Consider the following 25560-nt stretch of genomic DNA (forward strand, 5'->3'; position numbering starts at 1 on the left):
ACGGCTGCCCCTTTTGTATTTGTATTGACGACTGTGCGTTGACGGCTAATTTGTCGCTAGCTAGCCGCGACGTTTTTGCTGCCGTTCACGGTTATTTGCTTTGGCGCGATCACTCTTGCGTAGCATGACCCAGGTAGCGCCCAGCCCGCCTTCGGAGGGCTGGGCGGAGATATACGCCTGTACCTCGTCAAACTGAAGCAGCCATTTGCCAATATAGGAACGCAATACATTGGCCGGGCTGTCGATCTCCCGCCCGCGGCCGTGGACGATCAACACCGATCGCAGGTCGTGCGCGTAAGCATCCTGAATAAAGGGAAACACCAGCCGCCGGCATTCGGCCAGAGGCCGCCTGAGCAGATGAAGCTGTGCCTGAACGGGGTAGCCGCCGTGTTTGAGTTTATCGACCACCCCCTGCTGGATCCCCTCGCGGCGGTACTCGATGGGATCAAAGGGTGGTATCAGATCGACAAAGTCATCGGATAGAAAGTTACGCTCATCCATCTCTGCTTCAGCGCGCTCGCGCCTTGCCAACTGTGCCTCGGAAGGACGCTTGCGCGCATCACCGGTATCCGCACGATTATTCTGCGCTAGCGGCTTCACGTCGCCCACAAGCGCTCGGAAGTCCATCTCATCACGAAGTGGCTGGTTCATGGCAGGCTCTCCGACAGGATAGGCTTTCCATCCTACCAAACCCGCATCGATTGCTTAAGCGTCTTGTTACGCTTGTGTTCCACGCCGACGCACGCCACGCTACGCTCTTTGCCTGCTACATAAGGGAATACCATGGCCTGGGTCAAACGCCTGTTGGCGCTATGTGCAATACTGCTGCTGGGCCTTGCCGGGTGGCTTTGGCTGACCATGCTCAGCCCCTGGTTCTATGATCGGCCCGACGATCTTGCGGATATTGAACAGCGCTCCCACCACGTGTTTGTGTACGGCACTTTACGCTATGCGCCCGTGCGGTGGATCGTCATCGGGGGCTCGGGCAACCCTCAAGCGGCAACCCTTGAAGGTTATCAACGTAATGGCCTTGATCTATCGCCATTGCCAGACAGCCAGGTTGATGGCTTGCGGTTGCACGTGACGGCGGATCAGCTAGCCCGCCTTGACCGCTACGAGCGTTTGGGGATTCGCTACGAGCGGGTGGAAAAGAAGCTTGTCGACGGCACCCGCGCCTGGGTCTATCAACGTCTGCCCAATGCGCAAGGTATGTGCGCACCATTACCCGCTGACCACATTGCTCTGGTACCCTAAGGGGATACCCTGCTTGGAGTTACTATGTCCGGTTCATTGCCCTATGTATTGATACTTTATTACTCGCGTTCGGGTGCGACCGCCACCATGGCCCAGCAGATGGCCGCTGGCGTTGAACAAGTGGCAGGTATCGAAGCGCGCCTGCGAACCGTGCCGCCGGTTTCTCCCACCTGCGAAGCGACATCGCCCGAGATTCCCGAGGAAGGCGCGATTTATGCCGAGCTCGACGATCTGCGTCACTGTAGCGGCCTGGCACTGGGCAGCCCGACCCGGTTTGGCAACATGGCGTCACCGCTTAAATATTTTCTGGATACCACCAGCAGCCTTTGGATCAATGGTGCACTGATCGATAAACCCGCCACGGCCTTTACCTCGAGCTCAAGCCTGCACGGTGGGCAGGAAGCCACGCTGTTGACCATGCTGGTCCCGTTGCTCCACCACGGCATGGTCTACGCTGGCGTCCCCTACAGCGCCACTGAATTGCTGGCCACACAAACCGGTGGAACGCCCTATGGGTCAAGCCACCTGGCAGGGCCACGGAGTGACCGTTCCGTCGACGAACACGAGCGCGCCTTGTGTGTCGCTCAGGGCAAGCGCCTCGCCAAATTGGCGCTAGCGATGCGGACAATGCGCGAGGAGACATCATGAAGCAGTGGCTGGAGAGCGTTGAGCAACAGTACGGCGTTGATCTTCTCACCTTTCGAGCGCGGCAATGGGTATTGGCAAGTTTTGGCCTTTTGCTGATAATGATGCTGTTGCGTGGCTTCATGGTGCAGGACGCGGCGTTCAGTTGGCGACCCATGGCAGCCTTTGTGCTGCCTCTGATCCTGTTTCTCCCCTCTATTATCGGAAAGCGACCGCGGGGGCATGCCTGGTTAGCGTTTGTCAGCCTACTGTATTTCAGCCAGGGCGTGATGGTGGCCACCCTCCCCACACAAGCCCTGCGTGGCGTCGCCGAGGCCGTCCTGTCGCTTGCTTTATTTACCGGCTGCATGGCCTACGCGCGGTTTCGCAGCCGCCAATTACGTGCTCAAGGCTAATCAAGGCTTGAGCTTTCTCACAACACCCGACACCATGTGAAAAATTCTTGATGGAGAGCCTAACAATGGCACGCGACATAGCGGATATTAGGCGTGATTATGAAGGTGGCCAACTCGATGAATCCCAGGCCCCTGATGATCCCCTCGTGTTGTTTGATGAATGGTTCAGTCTGGCGATCGAGCACGAAGGAAAAGACAGCAATGCCATGACGCTGGCGAGCGTAGACAGCCAGGGGCGCCCTCACGCGCGCGTGGTACTGCTGAAAGGGTTCGACGAGCGCGGCATGGTGTTTTACACCAATTACCATAGCCATAAAGGCAGCGAACTCAACAATGTTCCCTACGCGGCGCTTACCTTCTGGTGGCCTTCGATTTCCCGCCAGGTGCGCATTGAAGGCGCCGTAGAGCAGGTTGCTGCTGAAGAGTCCGACGAGTATTTCGCCAGCCGCCCGCGTGGCAGCCAGCTAGGCGCCTGGATTGCCACACAGAGTGTGGTAATACCTGACCGTAACTGGATCGAAGAGCGGCAGAAGCGTTTTGAGCAAGCCTATGAAGGGCAAGAGATTCCGCGCCCCATCCATTGGGGCGGCTACCGCGTGAATCCCGATATGATCGAATTCTGGCAAGGCCAACCCAGTCGCTTGCACGACCGCATCCGCTTTGAGCGTCGCGAAGGCGGCGAGTGGCACTCTTTCCGTATGGCTCCCTGAGCACTCCCTGCCCTATGGCTGGCCAAGGCAGAAAGGCAGCAGGCTGGCCATGGTTTAAACGCGTCTAGTCCGGCAGGCTTTCCAGCCGGTGGCGCTGCCATTCGCTTTCGGGCTCGTTGAGCCGCATGATGGCGTCGATCACCTGTTCTTCCATGTTGTAACGACAAGTGAAGCCCAGATGCTTCATCAATGCCCGCATAGGGTGATTATCCGGCATGATTTTACCCACCATTTCCAGAGTGCCAATGTGGGTGCAGTAGGCGATCATTTTCTTCATTAACAGGCTGCCGATCCCTACCCCCTGCATGTCGTCGCGAATAATCACCGAAAATTCCGTACGAATATTGTCCGGGTCATTCCAGACACGCACCACTCCAAGCATTTCCTTACTGCCATCATCACGCTGATGTTCGGCGATGAACGCCATCTGGCGATCGTAATTGATGTGCGACAGCACCGACAGATCACGCTGGGTTAAATCCGACTTGTTATGAAAGTAGCGGAAACGAATACTCTCTTCAGAAAGTTGGCGGTGAAAGTTGGTGATCAACGGCGCATCTTCGGCACGAATCGGCCGTACTTCGACATGCCAGCCGTTTTTCAACGTCAGCCATTCGCGCAGCTCTTCCGGGTACGGCATGATGGCGAAGCGGGCCGGCGGCCCGAGATCCATGGCAAAATCGACGGCCAGCATGCCGTCCCGGTTGAGCAGCAATGGGTTCAGTTCAAGCCCGCGCAACTCGCCCAGGTCCGAGGCCATTTGCGAAAGCTTTACCAGCAGCTGGCATAAGTGCTGGGTATCTCGATCGGGATCTGACGAGTGTTCGCGGATTAACGAGGCCGCGTGGGTACGATTGACCACATCCGCCGCCAGGCTCATGTTGAGCGGCGGTAAAGCGACTTGGCGGTCAGCGAGCACATTGACTTTATAGCCGCCAATGCCAAACACGATCAGCGGGCCGAATACTGGGTCCCGGGTAATGCCTGCGCACACCTGCATGGAATGCTTGCCGCGCTGCATGGGCTGCAGACAGTATTCATGAATCGCGTACTCGGGGTACTTTTCATTCACCTTTTCGCCCAGCTGGCGAACGCCATTCGCCACCTGCTCGGGCGTTTCAAGATCCTGAAGCAACCCTGCCGATATCTTATGCGGGTGCTTGCGATAGCGATAAGGCCGACAGTTGCCCTCGTGAACCACCTTCAGCGCCTTGGGGCCTTCAATCTGTCCGGCAATGTCCAACGCCTGTTCTGCACTGGTGAGGTAATAACTGGTGGCTGCGGGAATGCCGTAAGCCTCGAGCACTTGTGCCGTTTCCGAGTGGCTTAACGTCTGGCGGCCTTCCGCCTTGGCCTCGCTGATTAATGTCCGGCACTCTGCGCGAATCTCAGCACTGGTGGAAAACGGCAGGCTGGGAGGCGTTTCCTGAAGCAACTGCTGTACGCGCTGGTAGTCCACCATGTGCATGAAGGCTTTCACCGCCTTTTCTGGCGAAATATAGGTGGGAATACCGGCCAGATTGCATTCATGGCGTGCATTCAACGCCTCTTTGAGCCCCATCCAACTGGTCAACAGGTTGCGACGAAAGGCCTTGCGGTTGGCAATCAACGCCTGTGCGGTGACCAGCGAGGGCGCTAGCCGCGTGGGCGCATGCACGACAAGCACCGCGTCCACGTTGGCATCGGCGGCGACAATCTTCAGCGCTTCGACAAACCGCTCGGGCGTGGCGTTGCCGCCCAGGTCAACGGGGTTTTCACCGGGTTTGCTGAAATCGACCTGGCTTCGATGGAGTGCCTGCTGTGTTTCATCGCTGAACTCGGCCAGCTTGCCCCCGGCGCTGACCAGTTTATCAATGGCCAGCATGGCAGGCCCTAAGCCGTTAGACACCACTGCCAATCGGTCGCCACGCAAGGGTTTCATGCGCGAAAGCGTTTCCAGGGCATCCAGCAACTCGTCGGAGTCGTCGACGCGCACTACCCCGGCGCGGGAAAAAGCCGCGTCAAATACGACATCGCGATTGGCAATGCCCGGCGTCGGAGCCATGCCGGAAATATCCGAGGCAAAGGTTCGCCCGCTCTTGATGGCCAGCACGAGCCGATTTCTCGAGGCATCACGCACCGCCGTCATGAAATGCTGCGCATCGGAAATCCGCTCAAGATGGAGCAGAATCGCCTGCGCCGGCGAAAACTGATTCACGTAATCGATCAGATCCGGCAACAGCACATCCACGCTGTCACCTACGGTAATCAGGTGTGAAAACCCCACGTCGCGGCCCGCGGCCCAATCGATCATGGCGTTGGCCAGCATGCCCGACTGGCCTAGGTACGCCACTCGCCCAGCCTTGACCGGCTGACTGGCATACGAGGCGTTGAGTTTTTTAGCCGGCACGATAAGGCCCATGCACTCAGGACCCAGCACGCGGATACCGGATTCACGGGCAGCCCTGAGCATGCGCTCACGAATCGATCCTTTATTGTCCGTGTCGCGATCCAGGTAAGCGCCACCTGATAGCACCAAGGCGGCTTTTACCCCAAACTTGCCTAGTTGGCGGATCAATTTGGGCACCCCGTCAATGGGCGAGCAGATGATGGCGAGGTCCGGCACCTCAGGTAAGTCGTCAACGCGCTTGACACAGGGGTCACCGAAGACCTGATCATAGCCTTTCAGATTAACCGCCCAACGCTGCCCTCTGAACCCGCCTTCCTGTAGATTGCGAAGGACCAAGCCCCCAAGTGAAGCCGGCTTCTCGGACGCGCCGATGACGGCAAGCGTGCGGGGTTCAAAAAAATGGTGCAAGAAACGTGTGCTCACGTTTGCCTCTCCTGGAACGGTGCGGCGCGATGTAAGACTTATGGACACTGTCGCGTATCAGCGTGTCGCGATTAAGGTGATGCTAGCTACCATGGAGCGCTTGAATGATCACTGCCTACCTTACCCACCCGGACTGCTCATTGCACCATATGGGGCCGGAACATCCTGAAAACCCTCAGCGACTGGAGGCGATCCGAGCGCGTCTGGCACTATCAGGTTTATTACAGCAAACCATGCAGGCCGATGCCAAGGAAGCGGATGACGCGGCACTCAATCGGGTGCACGCCACGCGTCATCTTAACGCCCTTACCAAATGCCTGCCCGAGCAAGGCATCGTATCGCTTGATAACGACACCTTGATGAACCCGAATAGCCTGAAAGCGGCTCGCTTTGCTGCCGGTGCAGTGGTCAAAGGGGTTGATCAGGTCTTCAAGCGCCAAGCCGATAACGTATTTTGCGCGATTCGCCCGCCTGGGCATCATGCCGAAGCCGCCGAGGCAATGGGGTTTTGCTTTTATAACAACATCGCCGTCGGCGCGGCCTATGCCAGGGAACGCTATGGTGCCCAGCGCATTGCTATCCTGGATTTTGACGTCCACCAGTGCAACGGCACGATCGACATTTTCAAAAATGACCCTGATGTGCTGATTTGCACCAGCTTTCAATATCCCTTCTATCCGTGGCGGTATTTGCGCAGCGAATGGCAAAATGTTGTCAATACGCCCCTGGAAGTCGGGACGCAAGGCCCCGAGTTCCGGCGCCTTATTGAAAGCCAATGGCTACCGGCGCTGCACCGCTTCAAGCCCGACCTGGTAATGATTTCCGCCGGGTTCGATGCCCACCGCGATGACCCCATGGGCGATGTGTGTCTGGCGGATGAGGACTTCTACTGGGTCACGCACATGGCGATGGAAATTGCCACGCTGTACGCTGATAACCGTCTTGTCTCCTCGTTAGAGGGGGGGTATAACCCAACATCGCTGGCAAGCGGTGTGGAAGCGCATCTGAAAGCATTGCTGGGCCTGCCTTTCACGGCGTCGAGCTAACGGCCAGCCAGCGGTTACGCTGGCTGGCTATTTTCAAAGGCAATTGGTCGGTTTGGGGAGCCCTGCAATACGTGCCACAACCTTGGCGGTGCTGCCAGGAAAGAGCCGCATCAGGTAAATAGAGCGGCCTTTGTCGCTACCCAACGCCTGCTGGGTGGCTTTGACGAGCGGCCGCATTGCCGGTGCCATTTCATAACGGCTATAGAAACCGCGCGCCAAGTGGATGATTTCCCAGTGCTCAGACGTCAATTCGATGCCTTCATCGTCGGCCAACTGATCAGCAACTGCTTCTGACCAGTCACTCATGTCGACAAGATAACCTTCCGGGTCAAGCGTCACATTAGCGTCAGTGTTCTCCATCAGTATACTCACTGTTGCATACCAGCTGTTCAATACCAGGTAACCGACTGTGCATGTTGCTCAGTCAGCCCTACAAACCCGTCCATATCCACGGTCGCCAACCCATGGGTTGCGGCAATGCTGGCGAGCCCTCTGGCGACGAGGTCTTCTTCCAGCAAAAATACCGTGTAATCAGCCTGTGTCCAGTAGTGCAAATCTGGCTTAAGCGCTGCCGTCACGCCTGCTTCGGTGAGCAACAGCGTATCCCCCGCCTGAATGGCCTGATCAACCTGCTGGGCGACCTCACTGGTGGGCGGGGTTGTCAAAATATGCAGGATCATGAAACACCCTAAAAGTTGAGAATCGGGCGGTTTTGGCTAAACAACGCTTTGACTTCTTGCTCACTGAGCGGTGTTACCCCATCCACCAGCGCTTCCAAAGGGAGGTTGAGGTCGTCGAGCGTTCGCTTGGGGACATTCAATTGGTCGATATCGTACATCTCAAGCATGTCGATGGTCGGCAGACTGGCCTTTTGCCCCGGGGCGCCGGCCTGCTGCTCCTTACACAGAGCAAGTGCCCCCTGCCCCAAGAACAGCAACCTGACGGATTGTCCAAAGGCGGCGCCAACCAGAGCGGCGTCGAGCCCCTCACGCAGCCAGTTCGAATTATGGGGTGCATGACGAATGATCACCAACAGGTCTTCTGATTCACGCATGGACGGCCTCAACTGGCAAAGGTAATCAAACGATCGCAGCGTTGTTGCAGCGTCAGCAACTGGCCAAGCCCGGTCAACTCAAAAGGCGCTTCCAGATTACAGGCATCATGGCCATGACGGGATGCCTCAGATTGACTGATGACCCCGCGTCTCAATGCAGCGGCAATACATACATCCAGCGCCACACCGTTCTGTTCATGAAGTGCCTTCCAGGCTTCGCGCAGGTTCAGCTCATCCTGCGGTGGCGTCATTAACGTTGACGCATTATGAACACCGTCATGATAAAAGAAAACGCCAACGAGCTGATGCCCCCTTGCCAGCAACGCATGGGCGAACCTGAGCGCCGAATGAGGCGCTGGGTGGCTGTAGGGGGCACCCATGACTAACAGTCCGTAATCCATTGCCCTTACCTATCTTGGGGTGGCGAGTGATCTCGCGAATGCAGAATGCAATAAAAAAACAGACCCTAATAATAGGGTCTGTTGAGACATGCTGCTCTATCAAACTCTGGATTGGTTAGTCGCTGCTCATGAAACCTAGCAGCGACAGCAGGCTGATAAACAGGTTGTAGATAGAGACGAAGAGCGTAATCGTCGCCAGAATATAGTTGGTCTCACCCTGGCGATGGATGATTTCACTGGTCTGGTAAAGAATGGCGGCTGAAGAAAACAGCACAAAACCAGCCGATACCATCAGCGAAAGCGCGGGGATGTTGAAAATCAACGCCGCTACCATGGCAAGCACCAGCACGATCGCACCAGCCACCATGAAATTGGCCAGGAAGCCAAAATCTTTCTTGGTTATCAGGGCAACGGCTGAAAGGCCAATGAACGTGATACCCGTCATTGCCAGGGCGTTCATGATCAGCGCGCCGCCATTGGGCAGTGCCAAGTAGGCAGAAAGAATCGGCCCTAACGTGAAGCCCATGAAGCCCGTGAAGGCAAACGTAGACAGCAGTCCCAAGGCTGAGTTAGCCGTTTTATGGACCAGGAACATCAGCCCGTAGGCACCGATGAAGAACACGAAGATGTTCAGTTGCTGAACGCCCATCGCGACGGAGGCGCCTGCGGTGACCGCAGAGAAAAGCAGCGTCATCGCCAACAACGCGTAGGTGTTACGCAGCACTTTGTTGGTGCTAACCGAATTGGCTACACCGCCAGAGGCTGATTGCGCAATATGTGAGTCGTTGTAACTCATGTGTTCATGCTCCGTAATGATCTATCAAACAGTGGACCAGCATGCCGTTACCGAGTTCCAGACGCAAGTCTTTGTCTTCCACGCTATTCGTCTTTCTACGTTGAGTCTTTCAACACTGTGTCAGTTTAGCAAGCGTTGGCTATGCTTGCTGAACACCGCCCTTTATACACAATCTTTTCTAGGACACCAAAACGATGAAAAAAATTCTACTTCCTACCAGTGCGATCGTGATGATGTCGATGGCCCAGGCGACGCTGGCTTTCTCCCCCGCCGGTCAGGATGTGCCTTACGCCGTCAACGATGAAAAGTTCGAAGGTTATTTTGTTTCTGGTGGCGACGATGCTCAGGCCAGCGCGCTGATCGTCCACGACTGGGACGGGCTGGATGATTACGAGCGAGAACGTGCCGACATGCTCGCAGAGCAAGGCTTTGACGTGTTTGCGTTGGATCTGTTCGGTAAAGATAACAGGCCTCAGGCAGTCGACGATAAACGGGCAGCTACCAACCGGCTTTACGAAGACAGAGAGCGGATGAGAGCGCTGACACTCGGCGGTCTCTCGCAGGCACGTCAACAAGGCGCCGCCGACAATACGGTTATCATCGGTTACTGCTTTGGCGGTGCGGTGGCGTTGGAAATCGCCCGTTCCGGCGAGGCCGATGACATTGCTGCGTATGCCAGTTTTCACGGTGGCCTGACCACGCCGCAGGGACAGGCCTATTCAAGTGATACGGCCCCGATCTTTATTGCCCATGGCGGTGCCGACGCATCAGTAAGCCTGGACGATGTAGCCACGTTGGCAGATGAACTGGAAAGCGCAGATGTTACCTACGAAGTCGGTATTTATTCGGGCGCACCACACGCCTTTAGCGTCTTCGGAAGTGACGCCTACCATGAACGTGCCGATCAGCGCTCCTGGCAAGCCTTTACTGGTTGGCTGGAGGACATTCTTTAAATCAACGTACCCAGCGGTTTGGCGCCGCTGGGTACGTTTCTGCCCTCATTTCAGCTTTGTACGTCTTCCTCGTCGTCTTTCAGCGGTGTGATCTTGGTCACCGCGGTTTGACGTGCGTCCTGAGGAGCGTTGTAGAGACGTATATCAATCACATGCAGTATCGCCAACTGCGCAAACAGCACAGCAAAACAAATAATCAGACCTTTTAGCATGGCGGCTTTCCATAAGGGCTCCCAATGAGCCTTATAGCTGCATAGTAGTGCAACGCCCTACCAATACAATCGATATTTTACGCACAGCTTGCCCGCTGTTCGGTGATTGCAAGGGTAGACGCCAACCATGCTGGCAAACGTCGCTCCAGGTAATAACCCGGCGACCAGGGTGTGCCTTCAATAAAGCCTACATGCCCCCCTTGGCGATGAAATTCAAACGCCACCTGCGGAGGTAATGACTGTGGATGTGGCGCACTCTCCAGATAAAGAAATGGGTCGTCCTGGGCCTGGATGATCAGGGTCGGCACGCTGATTGACGAAAGGAAGTAAAGGCTGCTGCAGCGCTGATAGTAATCGGCAGCGCTTGAAAAACCGTGCAGCGGTGCCGTTACCCGCTCATCAAATTCCCAAAGCGTGGTAATACGCTTCAGTGACCCCAAGGCTAAAAGCCTGGCGTACTCATCAGGGACGCCATGTATCGCGAACCGCTGACGCTTATCAGCCATGTAGTGACGCAGGTCGCGTAAAAAGCGTGACTGATAAATTTTCGACATGCCATGGCGAATTCGCTCGGCACTATGATCCAAACGAAATGGTACTGAAACGGCGGCTGCCGCCTGTAAAGGGGTGGCACTGCCCTGCTCGCCCAGGTATTTCAACAGTACGTTGCCGCCCAGCGAATAACCCACGGCTGCCAGAGGCTGGGCCGGTCGGCGCATGGATAGCATCTCGACAACCTCGGCGAGGTCTTCACTCACCCCTGAATGATAACCGCGAGCGAGTCGATTAGGTTCTCCAGAGCAGCCCCGCCAATTCACCGCCACGCTCTGCCAGCCTTTCAAGGCTAATGCCTGCTGCTGGCCCAGGATATAGCGTGACGAAGAACTGCCGGTCAGCCCATGTAGCAGTACGACACACGGCGTATCGTCGTCACGGCGGCCATACCAGTCGAGATCAAGGAAGTCCCCATCCCGCAGCGTCATCCGCTCACGCTCCCGTGCTAAAGACAGCTCTGAACGAAACAATGGGCTATACAGCGTTTGCGAATGACCGCCGGGCAGCCAGCGGGAAGCACGAAAAATCGACATAAGACAAGTAACTCATGGGTAATAAAAGACCATGGCACTGGGAGCATACCCGTGCCGAGATAAAAATGATTAGTGGCGTCGCACAATGCAAATGTATTCATGACATGAGCTGCACACAAAACCGGCTGCCTTGAAAACAGTCGCTCTGCCCCCACACTAAGTTGAGGTTTAATGTCTGCGCTCGCGAGCTAGGCATCTCCCCTTTTCATGCAACCATCTCTGGGGCAGAGCACTATGGGAATTTATTATAAGTCGTTTCAACAGCGGACTCTTTGGCAGTGGGCGTCCCTGTTGGCGCTGTTTTTTTTACTCAGTGGCTGTGGGGTCAATAATATTCCCACTTACGATGAAAAAGTCACTTCCGCCTGGTCACAGGTAGAAAACCAATATCAGCGCCGCGCCGACCTGATCCCCAACTTGGTGGAAACCGTCAAGGGGTTCGCGGCCCAGGAGCAGGAAACCCTGACCGCTGTGGTTGAAGCGCGCTCCAAGGCCACATCGATTCAGGTGGACGAAAGCATCCTGGAAAATCCCGAAAAGCTCCAGCAGTTCCAGCAAGCCCAAGGGGAGTTGAGCAGTGCCCTGAGCCGTCTAATGGCGGTGTCCGAACGTTACCCAGACTTGAAGTCAAACCAAAACTTCCTGGCCTTACAGTCACAGTTGGAAGGCACAGAAAACCGAATTGCCGTCGCGCGGCGTGACTTCATTCAGGCGGTGGAGCGTTACAACACCGAGCTGCGCACTTTTCCAGGTAAAATTTGGCACAGCATGTTGTATAGCGATCTAGAGCCCCGTGCCAACTTTGAAGCCACTACGGAAAATGCCGATGATGCACCCGCGGTGGACTTCTGATGGCTATCCTGATCCGCAAAAGTTTGTTGCTTACGTTTTTGCTATGGCTTCCGGTCACCCTCTGGGCGCAGTCAACGCCGGAATTTCCGGAACTGACGGGCCGGGTAGTAGACCGGGCAGACATGCTCTCACCCGACGTAGAAACACGCCTGACCCAGATGCTGCAATCCCACGAACAGGCCAGCACCGAACAGGTGGTAGTAGTCACCTTGGCGGACCTGCAGGGCTACCCGATTGAAGATTTCGGCTATCAATTGGGCCGGCACTGGGGAATTGGTCAGGAAGGCAAGGATAACGGCGCCCTTCTGATCGTGGCTGAAGAAGAGCGTGCCATTCGAATCGAAGTGGGCTATGGCCTTGAAGGCCGGCTTACCGACGCCCAATCTTCGGTGATCATCAATCAGGCTATTACCCCGGCCTTCCGCCAAGGCGATTTTCAAGCGGGCATCGTCAACGGTGCCGCAGCTATCATCCAAGTACTTGGCGGCGAGCCCTTAGCCGTTCCCGAGGGTCAGCAGACCCGCCCCGCCCAGGAAAAACCCCATGCAGGTCTTGTGGGGCTGTTCTTCTTTATCATGATGGGCGTCGTGTTCTTTATCGGTAGTCGTGGAGGGCGTGGAGCACGTGGGGGGGCTGCACTTGTCGGCGCAGCTCTGCTCGGCGCGGCCATGGGCGGCCGTGGCGGTGGCGGAGGTAGCGGCGGCGGTTTCGGCGGCGGCGGTGGTGGCTTTGGCGGAGGTGGTGCCTCCGGTGGCTGGTAACGTTACCTGTGAATCCGCGCGCTGAAACCTCTCAACTACATATGAGAATCACAACATCATGACATTACTAAATAAAAGCGATCAGGAAGCCGTTACCGCTGCCATTAACGAGGTGGAACGGGAAACCGACGCTGAACTGGTCACCGTGCTGACCGCCCAGTCCGATAATTACAGCTACATTCCTCTGCTCTGGGCCGGCATACTGGCTTTATTGTTGCCGGGGATCGTCAATTACGTTGGCAGTTGGCTCGGCGCCGACATGCTGCTGTTGGTGCAATGGGGAACGTTTATTCTTTTCAGCCTGGTATTCAGGATGCCCCGCATCAACACTCGCCTGATTCCTCGGCAGGTGCGTTACTGGCGTGCCTCTAATTTGGCACGGCGGCAGTTCCTGGAGCAGCGTCTACATCATACCGACGGTGGCACCGGCATGTTGATCTTTGTCTCCGAAGCCGAGCGCTATGTGGAGATCCTGGTGGATCAAGGCATTGCCGATGTTCTGGATGACAAAGTGTGGGAAGACATCGTGTCAGACTTTACCTCCAAGGTGCATCAGGGCCAGACCCGGCAAGGGTTTCTTGACTGCATTGCGGCCTGTGGCAAGCTCCTGAAAGAGCATGTGCCAGCTACCCACGAGCGCAACGAACTGCCCAATCATTTGGTGATTCTGTCATAACGACAACAACAGCTTTGCCGTCGGGTATTTGGTGCATGATGATCGGTGGGTGGTGTAACGTGAGCTCGTCGTGTGCCCAGGCTGGCGCTTAACGTCTCAGCTCGGTTACTCTCCCCATTCAATCAATGAAGGATAGCCTATCAATGTTGGGATTCCTGCAAGGGCTCTCCTATGGCCTCTTCATGACCTGTCTGCCCTGGTTACTGGTTGGCCTCTACAAGCCTGGCATAGCGCTTCCGCTGGCGGCCCAAGGGCGGCTGCAGGTCGTCTTCCGCTATTGTGTGGTAATCCCTTTCATCAGCATGTTGCTATGGCTGACCTCTCTTTGGGGTGGTTTCAGCCCTAGCCTGTTTGGCTGGTTGGCGGGCATTGTTGCCATTCCCGTAGCGCTGCCTATCGAACGAACGCTGCGCGGTTGGTTCGCCCGCCGCCGTGAACGTCGAAGGGAAGCTCAAAGCATCGCCGAGGCGCAACAGCGCCGGGCTCAAGAGGAGCGCAAAGCCTATGAGGCTGGCGTATCGGTGCTTGATCCGGCAAGGCCTCCCGAGGGCGCTGATGACCTTGTATTAGCCATGTGTCGAGCCAAACAGAGCCTGCTGGATGTCAAGCGCCCTGACCTGGCGATTCTGGCGGACCGTCTTTACAGCCGCTATCGTCATGTCATGGACGTCCTGAGCGGTCGCTTCCACACGGGCGAGCTGGCCTTTGAGCGCTCGAGGGGGCTGGTCACCCAGGTATGTCTCGGCGCGGTAGATACACTGACGACCATGGCCTCCCAGGCGCGCGGTGTGGTCAGTGTGGATGGCCAATACGTGCGCGGTCGGCTGGAGCGGGATGGCAAGCGGTTAAGCGATGAGGAACGTGCCGCCCTGGTGCGACGCCTCGACCTACTGGTGGAGACCGAACACCGGCTCACTGAACTTTCCGCCCGCATTGAATCGGCGCTTACCGTGCTCGACGATACCGCCGTTTCCATGGCGCGCATCGAGACGACGCGACCTCAGGCGTCCGTTACCACCGATAAGGCGCTGGAAGATCTGCGCCGCTTCGTTGAAGGCGCCGATCGTTATGCCCGCAAGGAGTGATCCGGCCGCTATTGATACAGTAAAGTTTTCACGACGGTCTTTAATCGCTCGTTTTTTTATCCTCTGGAGACGCCCATGAATCAGCCACCGGATGACCAACCTCGCCTCTCCCTGCCTCCCGTAGACGAGATTGCCAGCCAATTGGGGACGCGCCAGGACGAGTCGGTTGAGCCTGACAAGCAGGACATTGACCCCGAGCTTGCGTCCATGGCCGACCGCTTTATCAAGGAAATTCTGGCCGAGGGCGACGAGGCGTCGGCGGTTCGACAGCGCCGCGCCGTGGACGAAATGGGCCTGGAGCTTCAGCAACAGGCTGCCCATCGCAGTGCCATGCTGCAAACACCGCTCCGCAAGCTAGCCCACCAGGGGGACGAAGGCGGGCCGGTTGCCAAGGCACTGAGTGATCTACGGGGCCGCATGGAAGGCCTAGACCCTGCCCGCCATCGCCTGGCGCCCAGTGCGCTGGATCGTGTGATGGCAATCATTCCCGGCGTCGACAGCCGCCTGCAGCGCTACTTCCGCAAGTTCGAGAATGCACAGCAGGCCCTGGACGCGATCATCGAGGAATTGGAAGGCGGTCGCGACATGCTGCATCGTGACAACCTCACGCTGAGCGATGACCAGAAGGCGCTCAATGACATCCTGAGCGAGCTGAACCGCCAGATCGCGCTGGGCCGCTTGATCGATCAACGCCTTCAGGATGATATCGCTGACCGCGATAAAGATGATCCACGGCGTCAATTTATCGAGGAAGAGCTGCTCTTTCCGCTTAGGCAACGCATTGTCGATCTACAGCAACAGCTGGCGGTGAGCCAGCAAGGTGTGCTGGCACTGGAAGTCATCATCCGCAACAACCGGGAATTGATGCGCGGCGTGGACAGAGCCATCAACGTGACAGTCTCGGCCCTCACGGTGGCAGTGACGGTCGCCATGGCCATGGCCAATCAGCGTCTGGTACTGGACCGCATCGAATCTCTCAATTCCACCACATCGCAGATGATCGGCGGTACCGCCAAGGCACTCCGCCAGCAAGGCGTGGATATCCAAAAGCGGGCCTCCTCGGCGATGCTCGACATGCAGGTGCTCGAGGAAGCGTTTGGCGAGGTGATGGGTGCAATCGACGACCTTTCAACCTATCGTCAGGAAGCACTGCCTCGCCTAGATGAGCAGATCGACCGTCTCGCAGCCTTGTCAGAGCAGGGGAGCGCATCCATCGAACGTCTACGAGAAGGTAATGAGGCGCAACCGAAGGACGGTCCCACCTCCTGATGGGGTTGGTCTTTAGATAAAGCGCCTTGGAACGCTTACTTGAAACGAGAGGAAGCGTCCCGGAAGGCTTTGCGCATCAGCTCCCAGGAATCGTCCATACCCTGGCGAACGGTATCCCAGGCCTCTTCGCTGGCATGCCGCAGTTCATCGAGCCTTTGTTGAGTCTCCGCCTGGCGCTGCTTGAGTCGCTCGATGTCCTCGTGATATTTAACTCTGGCCTCGTCACTCGCCTGGCGGGCCTGAGCGGTTAGCTTGTCGATTTCAGCATTCCACTCGTCGAGCCTGGCTTTCATTTCCTCGATAAATTCATCGCGTTGGCTCATGGCATTCCTCCCCTTACGATAACGAATCCGACAGTTGCTATTTTAGGTTTTCTTTACCCTTCTGACCTTCAGAAAGGGGCCGAGGTTCGGCCCCTTTCGCTCGCTTACAGTTCCTCCGGCTTGGGTGGATTACCAACCTTCACTTCGCCGAGGTCTTCATGGGACAAACCGCGGAACAAAGCGATCATCATGGCAAACACAAGAATGAACATCGGCAGGCCGACAACGGTAATCACCTCCTGCAGTGCCGTCAGCCCGGCGTCGCCGGCAAGCACGATGAGCATTGCCGCCAGCATGCCTTCAGAGACGCCCCAGAATACGCGTTGATGCCAAGGGCCAGGATCCGGGCTGCCGGTGCATAGCATATCGACCACCAGAGATGCGGAGTCCGAAGACGTGGCAAAGAAGATGGCCACGATGACGACCGCCAGGCCCTGAATCAATGTCGCGGCCGGGAAGTTCTCGAAAAAAGCAAACATGGCAAGCGGAATGCTTTCACCAACGGCAGCGGACAAGACACCGGCCTGCTCTCCCATGGCTTCCCGAGCCTCGGGTCCGATACCGTCAATCTCCATCGCCGACCAGCCGAAGATCGCAAACCACACCAGTGTGAAGATCGAGGGCGCGAACAACACCCCAAGGACGAATTCGCGGATGGTCCGCCCACGAGAAATCCGCGCCACGAAGATCCCGATGAACGGTGACCAGGTGACAGTCCAGGCCCAATAGAAGACGGTCCAACTGCCCTGCCATCCCCAGCCACTGCCATCATCGTTGGTATAGGTCGCCAGCGTGTCATTCCAGAACGCCATGGGCAGCAGATTCGATATATACAGACCAAAGGTCTCGACAACGGCACGTAAAAGGAAAACGGTCGAGCCGGTAAAGAGCACAAACACCATCAGGCCAACGGCCATACTAATATTAATATTGGAAAGCCGCTTAACGCCAGAATCCAGCCCCGCCATGATCGACCCTACGGCAACGGCCGTCAGAATGGCGATGATCAGCACTTTGGGCATCACTGCATCAGGAATACCAAACAACTCGGTAAGTCCCGCATTGATCTGCTGGGTGCCCAGGCCAATGGAAACCGCTACGCCAAAAAGCGTGCCGAGAATGGCAAAGATATCGAGGCCTTTGCCGACGGGACCATAAATGCGCTCGCCTATCAGCGGGTAGAAGACTGAACTGAAACGCATCGGCAGATTGTAACGATAGATAAAATACGCAAACGCAAGGCCCGGCATGGCGAAGATTGACCAGGTGTGCAGCCCCAAATGATAGATCGAAAAGCTCATGGCATCGTCGGCGGCTTCCACAGAGAAAGGCTCAACATCCGGCCTTGGTGGCGTCGTAAAATGGGAAATGGGCTCCGCTACGCCCCAGAACATCAGTACCGTGCCGATCCCCCCCCGCAAACAGCATGGCGAACCAGGAGACATTGCTATAGGCCGGCTTCGCATCATTGCCACCCAAGCGTATTGAACCGTAGCGGCTGATCGCCACCCAGAGCAGGAAACCGACCCAACTCGTCACCCCGAAAATGAAGAACCAGCCAAGGTTGGTGACGATCCATTCCCGCCCTGCGCCAAAAGCGGCTCCAATGGGGCCCGGCGCAATCAAAATCACCACCAGGAAAAGGATCATGATGCCTGCGGACGTGAAAAATATGGTGGGATCCGTCTTGAGGCCGAGCTTCCGCGCAAGTGCATCCATTATGGTTACTCCTATCGCCTTTCCGACAACATAGGAGTTATTCAGTGATTACGCCAAGTGACTGACAAGGCGACTACTCGTAAAAACTTAATATACCGATAGAAACGGCCTGATCAGACGCTTATACTTTAAAAACTTAAACCAATATAGAGATTACGCCTTATGCTTAAACCCTTCATTGCAATACTTATTTCAGCTGCCACTTTTTTGTTATTCACCACCGTTCACGCAGAAGAACAGACCAATACTGGCCAGCAGGTCGATGTTTCAGAGCTTCAGGAATACGATAACTTTGTGATCCAGGCCCTTGGGCTTAGCGTCGAACGCACTGAAGGCATGCCTGTCATCGGGCCGAACGCAGAAGAAGTTGGCGCGGTCGAAGAAGTCCTTGTCGACAGCGATGGCCAAATTGTAGCGATCAGCGTTGAAGTTGGCGGTTTTCTTGGCATCTTCGAGCGCGAAGTAGTGTTGAAGCTAGATCAAGTCGGCGTTCAGGCTGACCGCCAGAAGCTGACAATCTCAATGACTCGCGAAGAAGTTGAGCAACTGCCCGTTTGGAACAATTAACCCCGAATTGCCACACAAAACCTGCCTTCAAGCTTGCTCGAGAAGGCAGGATCACACCATGTTCTATCTTTCATCACTCTTCCACTTCATTGTCGTACATTACCACCCGGTTCCTACCATTACGCTTGCCACTATAAAGCATCTGATCCGCTCGCGTGATCAGGGTCTCAAGGTCGACGTCCTCGGTTTGCGCTATAGCGATGCCGATCGTAACGCTTGGGCATAATTTTTCCATTTCTTCATGTAACGGCAAATCTGCGACCTGTTTTTTCAGTCGTTCCGCCACAATGTGCGCATCATCAGGGCCGGTATTTGGAAGGGCCACCACAAACTCTTCTCCTCCGAAACGCCCTATCACATCCGTGGGGCGAAGAGATTGCACACAGACCTCGGCAATCTTGGTCAAAACCCAATCCCCATAACGGTGGCCCCAGGTATCGTTGATGGTTTTAAAGTGGTCCACATCGATCATGAAAAATCCGAATGGCACCCTCTCCAGTTGCGAGCGCCGCAATACCTCTTCGGCCAGATTCATAAAATGACCGCGATTATTCAGCCCCGTCAGAGCATCTCGCTCGGCGACTACACGCAACTGTGTTTCCAGAGATTTTCTATGAGCGATTTCCTCATGCAACTGCTGATTTTGATCGCGTTCTTCGTGAAGCAACGCAAATTGCTTGCGCTGTAGGCTCTCCAGGCGCAGCAAGGCAAAGAACCCCACCACATTGGCCATAATCAGCAGCAACGCTATGCGAAGCATTGCCATCGGGCCAATCTCCGCAAACAACACTGCAAAGGCCAGAAACCCGATATTCAAATAGAAGCTGGCAAGCGCCGCCACTGTCAGCAGATTGGGAATCAAAAGATAAAAAGCCATGGTGGCTACCACCACCGCTGTTACCTGGGTGGGAAGGCTTTCAGGGCGTAATGGCACAATTAAAATGATACCCGTTGCCAGTAGCCATAGCGGCAAAGCGTGCAACCAGACTTTGCTCGAATAGCCGCCCCAACGCCCGATAACGAAGGCCAAAAGAAGGCAAAGGCTCACCACACCAATACGCATAGCGAGCAGTAAATAAAACTCTCTGGTTATGCCGAGAAGGTAGTAATCCGAAATAGCAAACATGCCAAAGATCAACGCGGCCACAGTCAAGTAAAGGCAGGATTCAAACCGCACCCTCGACTCAATGGACCTGCGATACATCGACTCACTGCCACCTTTACAGAACTGACCAGTCAACCAATGCACCTGATGGTGCGTTTTTAGTGACGACAAGAGCCCATACTCCCCGAGTAAAACGGCGATTTCTCTAGATTTCGTTCAGCGAAGCTGGCTTCACCGACCTTTGGCTGAGGAAATATCTCATGCCACACAGCATAATGTTTTTCCCATCAATCCTGTATACCGCAGGTGTTCACTTATTGCTTGAACTCAAGCTTTCTAATGAGCCAGTGTTAAACATTCTCGGCATGACACAGCGATATGCCCTAACGAGGGGAACTGAATGTTCACATTGCTCAATGATATTTCGCTTCCGGTCGCTTTTGCCCTCTTCAGTTTTTGCGCAGTTGTCATTGGTATCGTGGGTACCCGACTCACTCAAGTGGTTGATAACCTAGCTGATCGCACTGGCTTGGGCGAGGCTATTGCGGGAGCTGTTTTGCTTGGAATGGCTACCTCGCTATCAGGCATTGTAGTATCGGTCTCTTCTGCCTGGACTGATAAACCCGAACTGGCAATGAGTAATGCACTAGGCGGTATTGCAGTCCAGACGCTATTTTTAACTATCGCCGACATGGTATATCGGCGCGCCAATCTAGAACACGCAGCAGCCTCTCTTGGTAACCTGATTCAGGGGGCATTACTTCTGTGCCTTCTCAGCCTGTTGCTGGTGGGGCGTTTCGCGCCTGAGTGGACTTTCTGGCAGATACATCCGATCACACCGTTATTATTTATTGCTTATCTATTTGGTCTAAGACTGATTAAAAATGCTCACACACGACCGATGTGGTCGCCGACTAGGACCCGCGAGACGCGTGAGGATCAGCCCGATGAGCCGTCTGGAGAACTGACGCTGAAGCGGCTATGGCTCATTTTTTTGGGCCTGGCGCTTTCAATAGGCTTCACCGGATGGCTGCTAGAACGTAGCGCTACGATTATTGCTGCAGACACAGGGCTTAGCCAAGCAGCCGTCGGCGTCCTGCTCACATCAGTCGTAACGTCGTTACCCGAGCTGGTAACGACGATTGCAGCGGTACGAAGGAGGGCGCTAACGCTCGCAGTGGCTGGGATTATCGGTGGTAATGCTTTTGATACATTGTTTGCCGCCGCATCAGATGTGGCTTATCGAGGCGGCTCCATTTATCACGTCATTCCCAATCATGTGATGTTATGGGTCGCCCTTACTGTATTGATGACGGGAGTACTAATGTTGGGCCTTCTGCATCGACAAGAGCAAGGGCCGGGCCGTATTGGATTTGAAAGCATGGTAATAATCGGCCTTTATTTGGCGGGAATAATCATACTATTCAACTAGCGGTGCGAAAGAGATCATCCCCGCGAAAAAGTACCGTCTAGAACGCATAAGCCCTTCTGGATGACCGACATTCGCACCAGTTCATGCCAACACCTCCCGGGCATTGATCAACGTCAGTCGCCCGGTTTGGAAAGCGCCGGTATCGATATAGAAAACATTACTCAGCCACGTCGGTTGCTCAATGATCGTATGCCCGACCACCACCGCATCGATGCCAGTCACCGGCTTTTTGTCCATACGCTTGATCCGGGAACGCCCCCACACAATTTGTTCTTTTTCGGCAGGGCCTGCATCTTCAATCATTGACCAGTCAGTGGGCGGCTCAGCATGAACAATACCTACCTGCTGCCCCATTACCTCAACCTGACGTGCGTAGGGCAGATACTTCAACGCCTTGAGTAATATTTGGCGCACTTCGGTCCGGTTCTCTTTGTTCGCCCAAGTACCGCCGTTGATCATCCAAAGACTTTCGGCGTTTCCCCCGCTTTCAAGCGCGTCTTTTGCCAGCATTTCGTGGTTGCCGCGCACGCCATAAAACCAAGGCTCGAAGGGCAACGACAAACACTTCAAGGAATCAGCGCCCCGGTCGATCAAGTCACCCACGCAAAACAGGCGGTCCTTTGTCTTATCGAAATCCACGCGAGCCATGGCTTCCATCAGCAAGTCGTACTGCCCATGAATGTCGCTGACAATGAAGTCTCTTCCCGACATATTCTGGTCGTGCTTTTGAATCAAGCTCATTGCGAAAGCTCCTGGTTGCGGCAGAATGCTCGGGGAGCCAGAGGGACGCGTAAGGTGGATCACCCACTCGGAAGCTAACAGGTTAGTAGCGGCAGACAAAACACAGTCCAGCAGTGAGCCACTTCATTCTGTTGGGCCTAGGGTGCCCGTATGAATGAATTGCTCAAGATGACCTGGTCACGCATCGATGTTGATAATGCCTTACCTCACCTAAAAGATGAAGACAACAAGAGCGCCAAGCGCCGACGGAGGTTGCTAAACAATTTCAGACACAATCTGGACACAGTGAATGATCGGTGCATTTAGTAGAAGGGTATTGAACAGGAAGCGGAAGGCTTCTTGAATCAAAATGCATAGCTCAGAATTGAGGCTTCTATGGTTTTTCCTGGATTCGTTTTCAGCTTTCTCGCGAAGCCCATTTGCAGAAAAACGAAAAGGTATGACGTTCTTTGCGTTGGCATGCGCACTTCCTGTTGGTTGTGGGAACTACATATAGAATCAGAGTCAAAATAATTTTCAGATTCTTTTTGATATGTACTACATAATGCAGTACAGCAACAGAGTTACGTTTATGAGCGATGATAAGCAGAAGTCCCCATGCCCACTGAGGATGCCTGACGATATGCGAGAAAAGCTGCAGGAGTCAGCACATCAAACCGTCGATCTATGAATGCGGAGGTAGTTGCGCGCCTGCATGAAAGCCTTGAACCGCAAACACTCCGCAAGGCAGAGCTAGACGAAGGAACGAAACAGGAGCTGCTTGTTGCCTCAATGATCGCCGAGATGGTAGTAGAGAGGCTGTTGCAGCGGCAGCAAGACAGGGAAAAGGGCAATCAGGCCTAAACCTTTGCCGCTGTCCGCTATCTAATAGGTAGCAAAATGCGCTATGTTGTAGTTACATAATGGCACCGATATTCATTAGGAGGAGGTATCAATGGCTATCTCCGCTATGCAAGCAGCCAAAGCGGCTTGCCAGCTATCAGGCTGGAACCTCAGTAACTTGCAGCTGCACAAGCTACTATACATTGCACATATGCTTTATTCGGGTTCGCATAACGGCGAGCCTCTTATATACGATGAGGACTTTCAGGCTTGGGATTACGGTCCTGTGCTGCCATCGGTGTATAGGCACTGCTCTGCTTTTGGCAGCTCAAGAATTCAGAACGTGTTCCATCACGTGCAGCCACCCCGCGAGTCTGGCGACGAGGTGAGCTATATCCGAAATGTTCTATCCGAATTCGGCGACGCCGATCCTTATCAGTTGGTAGAGCTTACTCATGAGCCTGATTCTGCCTGGGCGAATACTTACATTCCAGGCGTAAGACATGTGCCCATTAATCAAGCGGAGATAGTAAGTGAGTACCAACGACGATTCTCAGAGGCCTAACGGATCATCTGAAACCGGCTCAGATAAGACCGACCCCCGGCAGGAGCTGATCAAAAATCTGCACGCTATGTCGGGGAGATTGAAAGCGGACCCCGGTGTCACCAGCAACTCCAAAGCTCAGGCACATCTTGAAAAAGAGCTAAGCGACGAAAAGGATGGTCGTAACGAAGATCGCTTCCTTTTTATTGTTGCTTTATTCGTTCTGTTCGACATATGGACGCTAAAGGACTCTGGCACTTGGGCGCTGCCTATTGTTCTCGGAATTATGCAGCTTTTTGCCTTGCTCATTATTGCTAGGCGCATGGGTGTAGAGGAGATACATCTGATTCTCAATCAGCTGCTTCCCCACCTGCGACTGAAGGCCAAAGAAAGAGATGGCTCTACACAGAATGAGCCTAAGAAAGACGAAGGTGAAGCACAGTCAGAGTCATCTCCAAAATCATCGACCGAGCCGGAAGATAAGCAATAGCCCTCGCCAACACTCCAACGAGAAGGTCAATGCTAAGATCAATTTTAGTAGCCAGTGTGCTTATAAATTCAAAAACAAGCTCAACAATGAGATGAAGGGATGATCAGGTCGATACGCAACACGATAGCGGCATTAGTCTTGCCATCATTTGCTTTTGCGCAAACGTCACCAAAGTATCTTTTCCCGGATGACGCTCTAGGCTTGGTTCATAACGCTTATATTGAAGTGATAGATGACGTTACCGGCGGCTGCTGGACTAATTCTAATTCTATTAAGCAAAAGGCAAGACTTACGTTAGAGCAAAGTGGAATAAGCGTTTATGATGAGCCTTTGGCAACAAGATTCCCAATATCTGCAAACGTTCTCATTACAGCTCACGGGAAACGATCATCGTCATCTACATGTTTCGGAACAATTGAAGTTAAAGTCGCTGACACTGCATCACGATTTCTTGGTGATATAGCTCTAGTCGGTGATGTGCATTATTTTGAAAGCGGCTATATCGCGATTGGACCCAGCTTAAACAACCAATTTTTAGAGGCGGCTGAAAGTAGCGTTAATGAACTGGCAGCAGACATTCTAAGCGGAAGAAGAAATGAAACTGTAGAGGCGCTAATTGATGAATATGGCGACACACTTAAAGGAAAGCCCTGGATTCATAGAATAACCGCAGCACTTTGGATCACACAGTAGAGGAAGGAGGGCCAGCGCCGGTACCCTCTCGACTTTACCGACCAAAGTGAAGCAGAGCATGGGATACCGACAACTGACCCAGGCCCAACGATACCAAATTTTTGCTTATCTTGAGACCGGCATCAGCCAGCGACAAATAGCCAAGGCTATTGGGGTCCACAGCAGCACCATCAGCCGCGAGATAAAGCGCAATGGGCTTACGGCTGGCTATGCGCCTGAGCAGGCGCAATCGAGAAGTGATCAGCGCCGACGCAGCGCTTGGAAAGTAACGAAGCGACTGCCAAGCCTGATTCGCTGGGTGACTGATCAACTGATGGATGAATGGAGCCCTCAGCAAATAAGTGGCTTCATGGCGAATGCCAACGGGGTTTGCGTAAGCCACCAGTGGATCTATGCATTAATCTGGGACGACAAGAAACACGGCGGCGAATTATGGAAGCGACTCCGTCTACCACGACAGCGGCGCTATCAGCGACAGTTAGCCAAGCATGCTGGATTAGGCAAGATCCCACACCGGGTAGGTATTGAGCAGCGCCCCGCTGAAGTGGAAGAAAGACGCCATATCGGTCACTGGGAAGGCGATACGGTACTCAAGGGCCACAAAGAATCCGGCTTGGTGACACTGGTCGAGAGACGCAGCGGTTACCTCTTGGCAGCGCGCCTGCCGAAGATCACGGCCACTGGAACGGCCAAGGCGATGACCCGGTTATTAGAACCACGCCGAGGAGCAGTGCAGAGCATCACCCTAGATAACGGTTCGGAATTTGCCGAGCATCGACAGGTTGCCAAGGCCGTCTCGGCCAAGACCTATTTTTGTGACCCGTACCGCTCAAGCCAGCGTGGTACCAATGAAAATACCAACGGCCTGATTCGCCAGTATTTCCCGAAAGGAACGGACTTCCGAAAGGTGAGCGACTCAGCACTGAGGCGAGTCGTTTCCAAGCTGAACAATCGTCCCAGAAAACGTCTGGGGTATCGGACGCCGGCACAAGTGTTCCTCGGAGAGTATTCAGGGGCGCTGAAAACCGCAGGTGCTGCGCTTAATGTTTGAATTCAGGGCCAGAGACTGAAGCAGAAATGTGGGAAAATCTTGGTATAGAGCAGCCTCAATAGCT

The 25560-nt window shown here is 54.7% G+C and carries 33 protein-coding genes; 18 read left to right on the forward strand and 15 right to left on the reverse strand.

Annotated features, from left to right (window positions below; translation table 11 throughout):
- Nucleotides 1–60: 60 nt before the first annotated feature.
- A complete protein-coding gene (gene smrA / locus HXW73_RS08860; RefSeq protein WP_186255841.1) occupies nucleotides 61–651 on the reverse strand; it encodes a DNA endonuclease SmrA in 591 nt (196 codons plus the stop codon).
- Between the two features lie 132 nt (nucleotides 652–783).
- Here smrA and HXW73_RS08865 point away from each other — a divergent pair, with 132 nt between their 5' ends.
- From HXW73_RS08865 to pdxH, 4 genes are all read left to right on the forward strand, one after another.
- Nucleotides 784–1254 carry a gamma-glutamylcyclotransferase family protein gene (locus HXW73_RS08865; protein WP_186255842.1) on the forward strand — a complete coding sequence of 157 codons (471 nt, stop codon included), beginning with the start codon at nucleotides 784–786 and terminating at the stop codon, nucleotides 1252–1254.
- A gap of 24 nt (nucleotides 1255–1278) precedes the next feature.
- Entirely contained in the window at nucleotides 1279–1902 is a 624-nt protein-coding gene (wrbA, locus tag HXW73_RS08870) for an NAD(P)H:quinone oxidoreductase (protein ID WP_186255843.1), read from the forward strand.
- Nucleotides 1899–2294 carry a DUF2069 domain-containing protein gene (locus HXW73_RS08875; RefSeq protein WP_186255844.1) on the forward strand — a complete coding sequence of 132 codons (396 nt, stop codon included), beginning with the start codon at nucleotides 1899–1901 and terminating at the stop codon, nucleotides 2292–2294. The genes wrbA and HXW73_RS08875 overlap by 4 nt, the downstream gene beginning before the upstream one ends.
- Before the next feature lie 65 nt (nucleotides 2295–2359).
- Nucleotides 2360–3004, forward strand: a complete 645-nt coding sequence (pdxH, locus tag HXW73_RS08880) for a pyridoxamine 5'-phosphate oxidase (RefSeq protein WP_186255845.1) — start codon at nucleotides 2360–2362, stop codon at nucleotides 3002–3004.
- A 64-nt stretch (nucleotides 3005–3068) separates the two neighbouring features.
- On the opposite strand, the gene HXW73_RS08885 is transcribed toward pdxH, so the two are convergent.
- On the reverse strand, nucleotides 3069–5816 hold the full coding sequence (locus HXW73_RS08885) for a bifunctional acetate--CoA ligase family protein/GNAT family N-acetyltransferase (RefSeq protein ID WP_186255846.1): 2748 nt from the start codon (nucleotides 5814–5816) through the stop codon (nucleotides 3069–3071).
- 104 nt (nucleotides 5817–5920) lie between these two features.
- Between HXW73_RS08885 and HXW73_RS08890 the strand changes: the two genes are divergently transcribed.
- Nucleotides 5921–6862 carry a histone deacetylase family protein gene (locus HXW73_RS08890; protein ID WP_186255847.1) on the forward strand — a complete coding sequence of 314 codons (942 nt, stop codon included), beginning with the start codon at nucleotides 5921–5923 and terminating at the stop codon, nucleotides 6860–6862.
- 33 nt (nucleotides 6863–6895) lie between these two features.
- Here HXW73_RS08890 and HXW73_RS08895 read toward each other — a convergent pair whose 3' ends face one another.
- The 5 genes from HXW73_RS08895 to HXW73_RS08915 all read right to left on the reverse strand — a co-directional run bounded on the left by HXW73_RS08895 (nucleotide 6896) and on the right by HXW73_RS08915 (nucleotide 9113).
- Nucleotides 6896–7222 (reverse strand): TusE/DsrC/DsvC family sulfur relay protein, encoded by a 327-nt coding sequence (locus HXW73_RS08895; RefSeq protein WP_186255848.1) that lies wholly within the window; start codon nucleotides 7220–7222, stop codon nucleotides 6896–6898.
- Nucleotides 7223–7251: 29 nt separating this feature from the next.
- Nucleotides 7252–7542, reverse strand: coding sequence for a sulfurtransferase complex subunit TusB (gene tusB / locus HXW73_RS08900; protein ID WP_186255849.1), 291 nt, complete (start codon nucleotides 7540–7542; stop codon nucleotides 7252–7254).
- A gap of 8 nt (nucleotides 7543–7550) precedes the next feature.
- Nucleotides 7551–7916, reverse strand: coding sequence for a DsrE family protein (locus tag HXW73_RS08905; protein ID WP_186255850.1), 366 nt, complete (start codon nucleotides 7914–7916; stop codon nucleotides 7551–7553).
- Nucleotides 7917–7924: 8 nt separating this feature from the next.
- A complete protein-coding gene (tusD, locus tag HXW73_RS08910) occupies nucleotides 7925–8317 on the reverse strand; it encodes a sulfurtransferase complex subunit TusD (protein ID WP_186255851.1) in 393 nt (130 codons plus the stop codon).
- Between the two features lie 115 nt (nucleotides 8318–8432).
- Entirely contained in the window at nucleotides 8433–9113 is a 681-nt protein-coding gene (locus HXW73_RS08915; protein WP_186255852.1) for a Bax inhibitor-1/YccA family protein, read from the reverse strand.
- A 194-nt stretch (nucleotides 9114–9307) separates the two neighbouring features.
- Between HXW73_RS08915 and HXW73_RS08920 the strand changes: the two genes are divergently transcribed.
- Nucleotides 9308–10066, forward strand: coding sequence for a dienelactone hydrolase family protein (locus HXW73_RS08920; protein ID WP_186255853.1), 759 nt, complete (start codon nucleotides 9308–9310; stop codon nucleotides 10064–10066).
- Nucleotides 10067–10116: 50 nt separating this feature from the next.
- Here HXW73_RS08920 and HXW73_RS08925 read toward each other — a convergent pair whose 3' ends face one another.
- Entirely contained in the window at nucleotides 10117–10278 is a 162-nt protein-coding gene (locus tag HXW73_RS08925; RefSeq protein WP_186255854.1) for a hypothetical protein, read from the reverse strand.
- Nucleotides 10279–10355: 77 nt separating this feature from the next.
- Nucleotides 10356–11366 (reverse strand): hydrolase, encoded by a 1011-nt coding sequence (locus HXW73_RS08930; RefSeq protein WP_186255855.1) that lies wholly within the window; start codon nucleotides 11364–11366, stop codon nucleotides 10356–10358.
- 234 nt (nucleotides 11367–11600) lie between these two features.
- Here HXW73_RS08930 and HXW73_RS08935 point away from each other — a divergent pair, with 234 nt between their 5' ends.
- The 5 genes from HXW73_RS08935 (at nucleotide 11601) to HXW73_RS08955 (ending at nucleotide 16009) form a co-directional block, all read left to right on the forward strand.
- Entirely contained in the window at nucleotides 11601–12218 is a 618-nt protein-coding gene (locus tag HXW73_RS08935; protein ID WP_186255856.1) for a LemA family protein, read from the forward strand.
- The gene (locus HXW73_RS08940) at nucleotides 12218–12979 is read left to right on the forward strand and encodes a TPM domain-containing protein (RefSeq protein WP_186252800.1); all 762 of its coding nucleotides are present in this window, start codon (nucleotides 12218–12220) and stop codon (nucleotides 12977–12979) included. The genes HXW73_RS08935 and HXW73_RS08940 overlap by 1 nt, the downstream gene beginning before the upstream one ends.
- Nucleotides 12980–13037: 58 nt before the next feature.
- Nucleotides 13038–13655, forward strand: a complete 618-nt coding sequence (locus HXW73_RS08945; RefSeq protein WP_186252801.1) for a TPM domain-containing protein — start codon at nucleotides 13038–13040, stop codon at nucleotides 13653–13655.
- A gap of 143 nt (nucleotides 13656–13798) precedes the next feature.
- Nucleotides 13799–14740 carry a cobyrinic acid a,c-diamide synthase gene (locus HXW73_RS08950; protein WP_186252802.1) on the forward strand — a complete coding sequence of 314 codons (942 nt, stop codon included), beginning with the start codon at nucleotides 13799–13801 and terminating at the stop codon, nucleotides 14738–14740.
- 75 nt (nucleotides 14741–14815) lie between these two features.
- Nucleotides 14816–16009, forward strand: a complete 1194-nt coding sequence (locus HXW73_RS08955) for a toxic anion resistance protein (protein ID WP_186252803.1) — start codon at nucleotides 14816–14818, stop codon at nucleotides 16007–16009.
- A gap of 35 nt (nucleotides 16010–16044) precedes the next feature.
- Here the strand turns inward: HXW73_RS08955 and HXW73_RS08960 are convergent, their stop codons facing one another.
- The 3 genes from HXW73_RS08960 to HXW73_RS17880 all read right to left on the reverse strand — a co-directional run bounded on the left by HXW73_RS08960 (nucleotide 16045) and on the right by HXW73_RS17880 (nucleotide 18051).
- Complete coding sequence (locus HXW73_RS08960; protein ID WP_186252804.1) at nucleotides 16045–16332, reverse strand: hypothetical protein; 288 nt, start codon at nucleotides 16330–16332, stop codon at nucleotides 16045–16047.
- Nucleotides 16333–16436: 104 nt separating this feature from the next.
- Nucleotides 16437–17777: a BCCT family transporter gene (locus tag HXW73_RS08965; RefSeq protein WP_342211928.1), complete on the reverse strand. Its 1341-nt coding sequence runs from the start codon at nucleotides 17775–17777 to the stop codon at nucleotides 16437–16439.
- A complete protein-coding gene (locus tag HXW73_RS17880) occupies nucleotides 17665–18051 on the reverse strand; it encodes a BCCT family transporter (RefSeq protein WP_240538601.1) in 387 nt (128 codons plus the stop codon). Before HXW73_RS17880 ends, HXW73_RS08965 begins: the two co-directional genes overlap by 113 nt.
- A gap of 162 nt (nucleotides 18052–18213) precedes the next feature.
- Here HXW73_RS17880 and HXW73_RS08970 point away from each other — a divergent pair, with 162 nt between their 5' ends.
- Entirely contained in the window at nucleotides 18214–18618 is a 405-nt protein-coding gene (locus tag HXW73_RS08970; RefSeq protein ID WP_186252805.1) for a PRC-barrel domain-containing protein, read from the forward strand.
- Nucleotides 18619–18691: 73 nt separating this feature from the next.
- Here the strand turns inward: HXW73_RS08970 and HXW73_RS08975 are convergent, their stop codons facing one another.
- The gene (locus tag HXW73_RS08975; RefSeq protein WP_240538602.1) at nucleotides 18692–19894 is read right to left on the reverse strand and encodes a GGDEF domain-containing protein; all 1203 of its coding nucleotides are present in this window, start codon (nucleotides 19892–19894) and stop codon (nucleotides 18692–18694) included.
- A 229-nt stretch (nucleotides 19895–20123) separates the two neighbouring features.
- Between HXW73_RS08975 and HXW73_RS08980 the strand changes: the two genes are divergently transcribed.
- The gene (locus HXW73_RS08980; RefSeq protein ID WP_186252806.1) at nucleotides 20124–21155 is read left to right on the forward strand and encodes a sodium:calcium antiporter; all 1032 of its coding nucleotides are present in this window, start codon (nucleotides 20124–20126) and stop codon (nucleotides 21153–21155) included.
- Nucleotides 21156–21236: 81 nt separating this feature from the next.
- Here the strand turns inward: HXW73_RS08980 and HXW73_RS08985 are convergent, their stop codons facing one another.
- Both HXW73_RS08985 and HXW73_RS18020 read right to left on the reverse strand, forming a co-directional pair.
- The gene (locus HXW73_RS08985) at nucleotides 21237–21896 is read right to left on the reverse strand and encodes a metallophosphoesterase (RefSeq protein ID WP_186252807.1); all 660 of its coding nucleotides are present in this window, start codon (nucleotides 21894–21896) and stop codon (nucleotides 21237–21239) included.
- A 255-nt stretch (nucleotides 21897–22151) separates the two neighbouring features.
- On the reverse strand, nucleotides 22152–22337 hold the full coding sequence (locus HXW73_RS18020) for an Arc family DNA-binding protein (protein WP_186255972.1): 186 nt from the start codon (nucleotides 22335–22337) through the stop codon (nucleotides 22152–22154).
- Nucleotides 22338–22562: 225 nt separating this feature from the next.
- Between HXW73_RS18020 and HXW73_RS18025 the strand changes: the two genes are divergently transcribed.
- The 5 genes from HXW73_RS18025 to HXW73_RS09015 all read left to right on the forward strand — a co-directional run bounded on the left by HXW73_RS18025 (nucleotide 22563) and on the right by HXW73_RS09015 (nucleotide 25496).
- Nucleotides 22563–22739 carry a hypothetical protein gene (locus HXW73_RS18025; protein ID WP_446718976.1) on the forward strand — a complete coding sequence of 59 codons (177 nt, stop codon included), beginning with the start codon at nucleotides 22563–22565 and terminating at the stop codon, nucleotides 22737–22739.
- A gap of 91 nt (nucleotides 22740–22830) precedes the next feature.
- Nucleotides 22831–23283 (forward strand): Panacea domain-containing protein, encoded by a 453-nt coding sequence (locus tag HXW73_RS09000; protein WP_186252808.1) that lies wholly within the window; start codon nucleotides 22831–22833, stop codon nucleotides 23281–23283.
- Nucleotides 23252–23752, forward strand: a complete 501-nt coding sequence (locus HXW73_RS09005) for a hypothetical protein (RefSeq protein WP_186252809.1) — start codon at nucleotides 23252–23254, stop codon at nucleotides 23750–23752. The genes HXW73_RS09000 and HXW73_RS09005 overlap by 32 nt, the downstream gene beginning before the upstream one ends.
- Nucleotides 23753–23851: 99 nt before the next feature.
- On the forward strand, nucleotides 23852–24445 hold the full coding sequence (locus HXW73_RS09010) for a hypothetical protein (protein ID WP_186252810.1): 594 nt from the start codon (nucleotides 23852–23854) through the stop codon (nucleotides 24443–24445).
- Nucleotides 24446–24503: 58 nt separating this feature from the next.
- Entirely contained in the window at nucleotides 24504–25496 is a 993-nt protein-coding gene (locus tag HXW73_RS09015; RefSeq protein ID WP_186252811.1) for an IS30 family transposase, read from the forward strand.
- The last annotated feature ends 64 nt before the right edge of the window (nucleotides 25497–25560 follow it).

Source organism: Halomonas sp. SH5A2 (genome assembly GCF_014263395.1).
Lineage (GTDB): Bacteria > Pseudomonadota > Gammaproteobacteria > Pseudomonadales > Halomonadaceae > Vreelandella.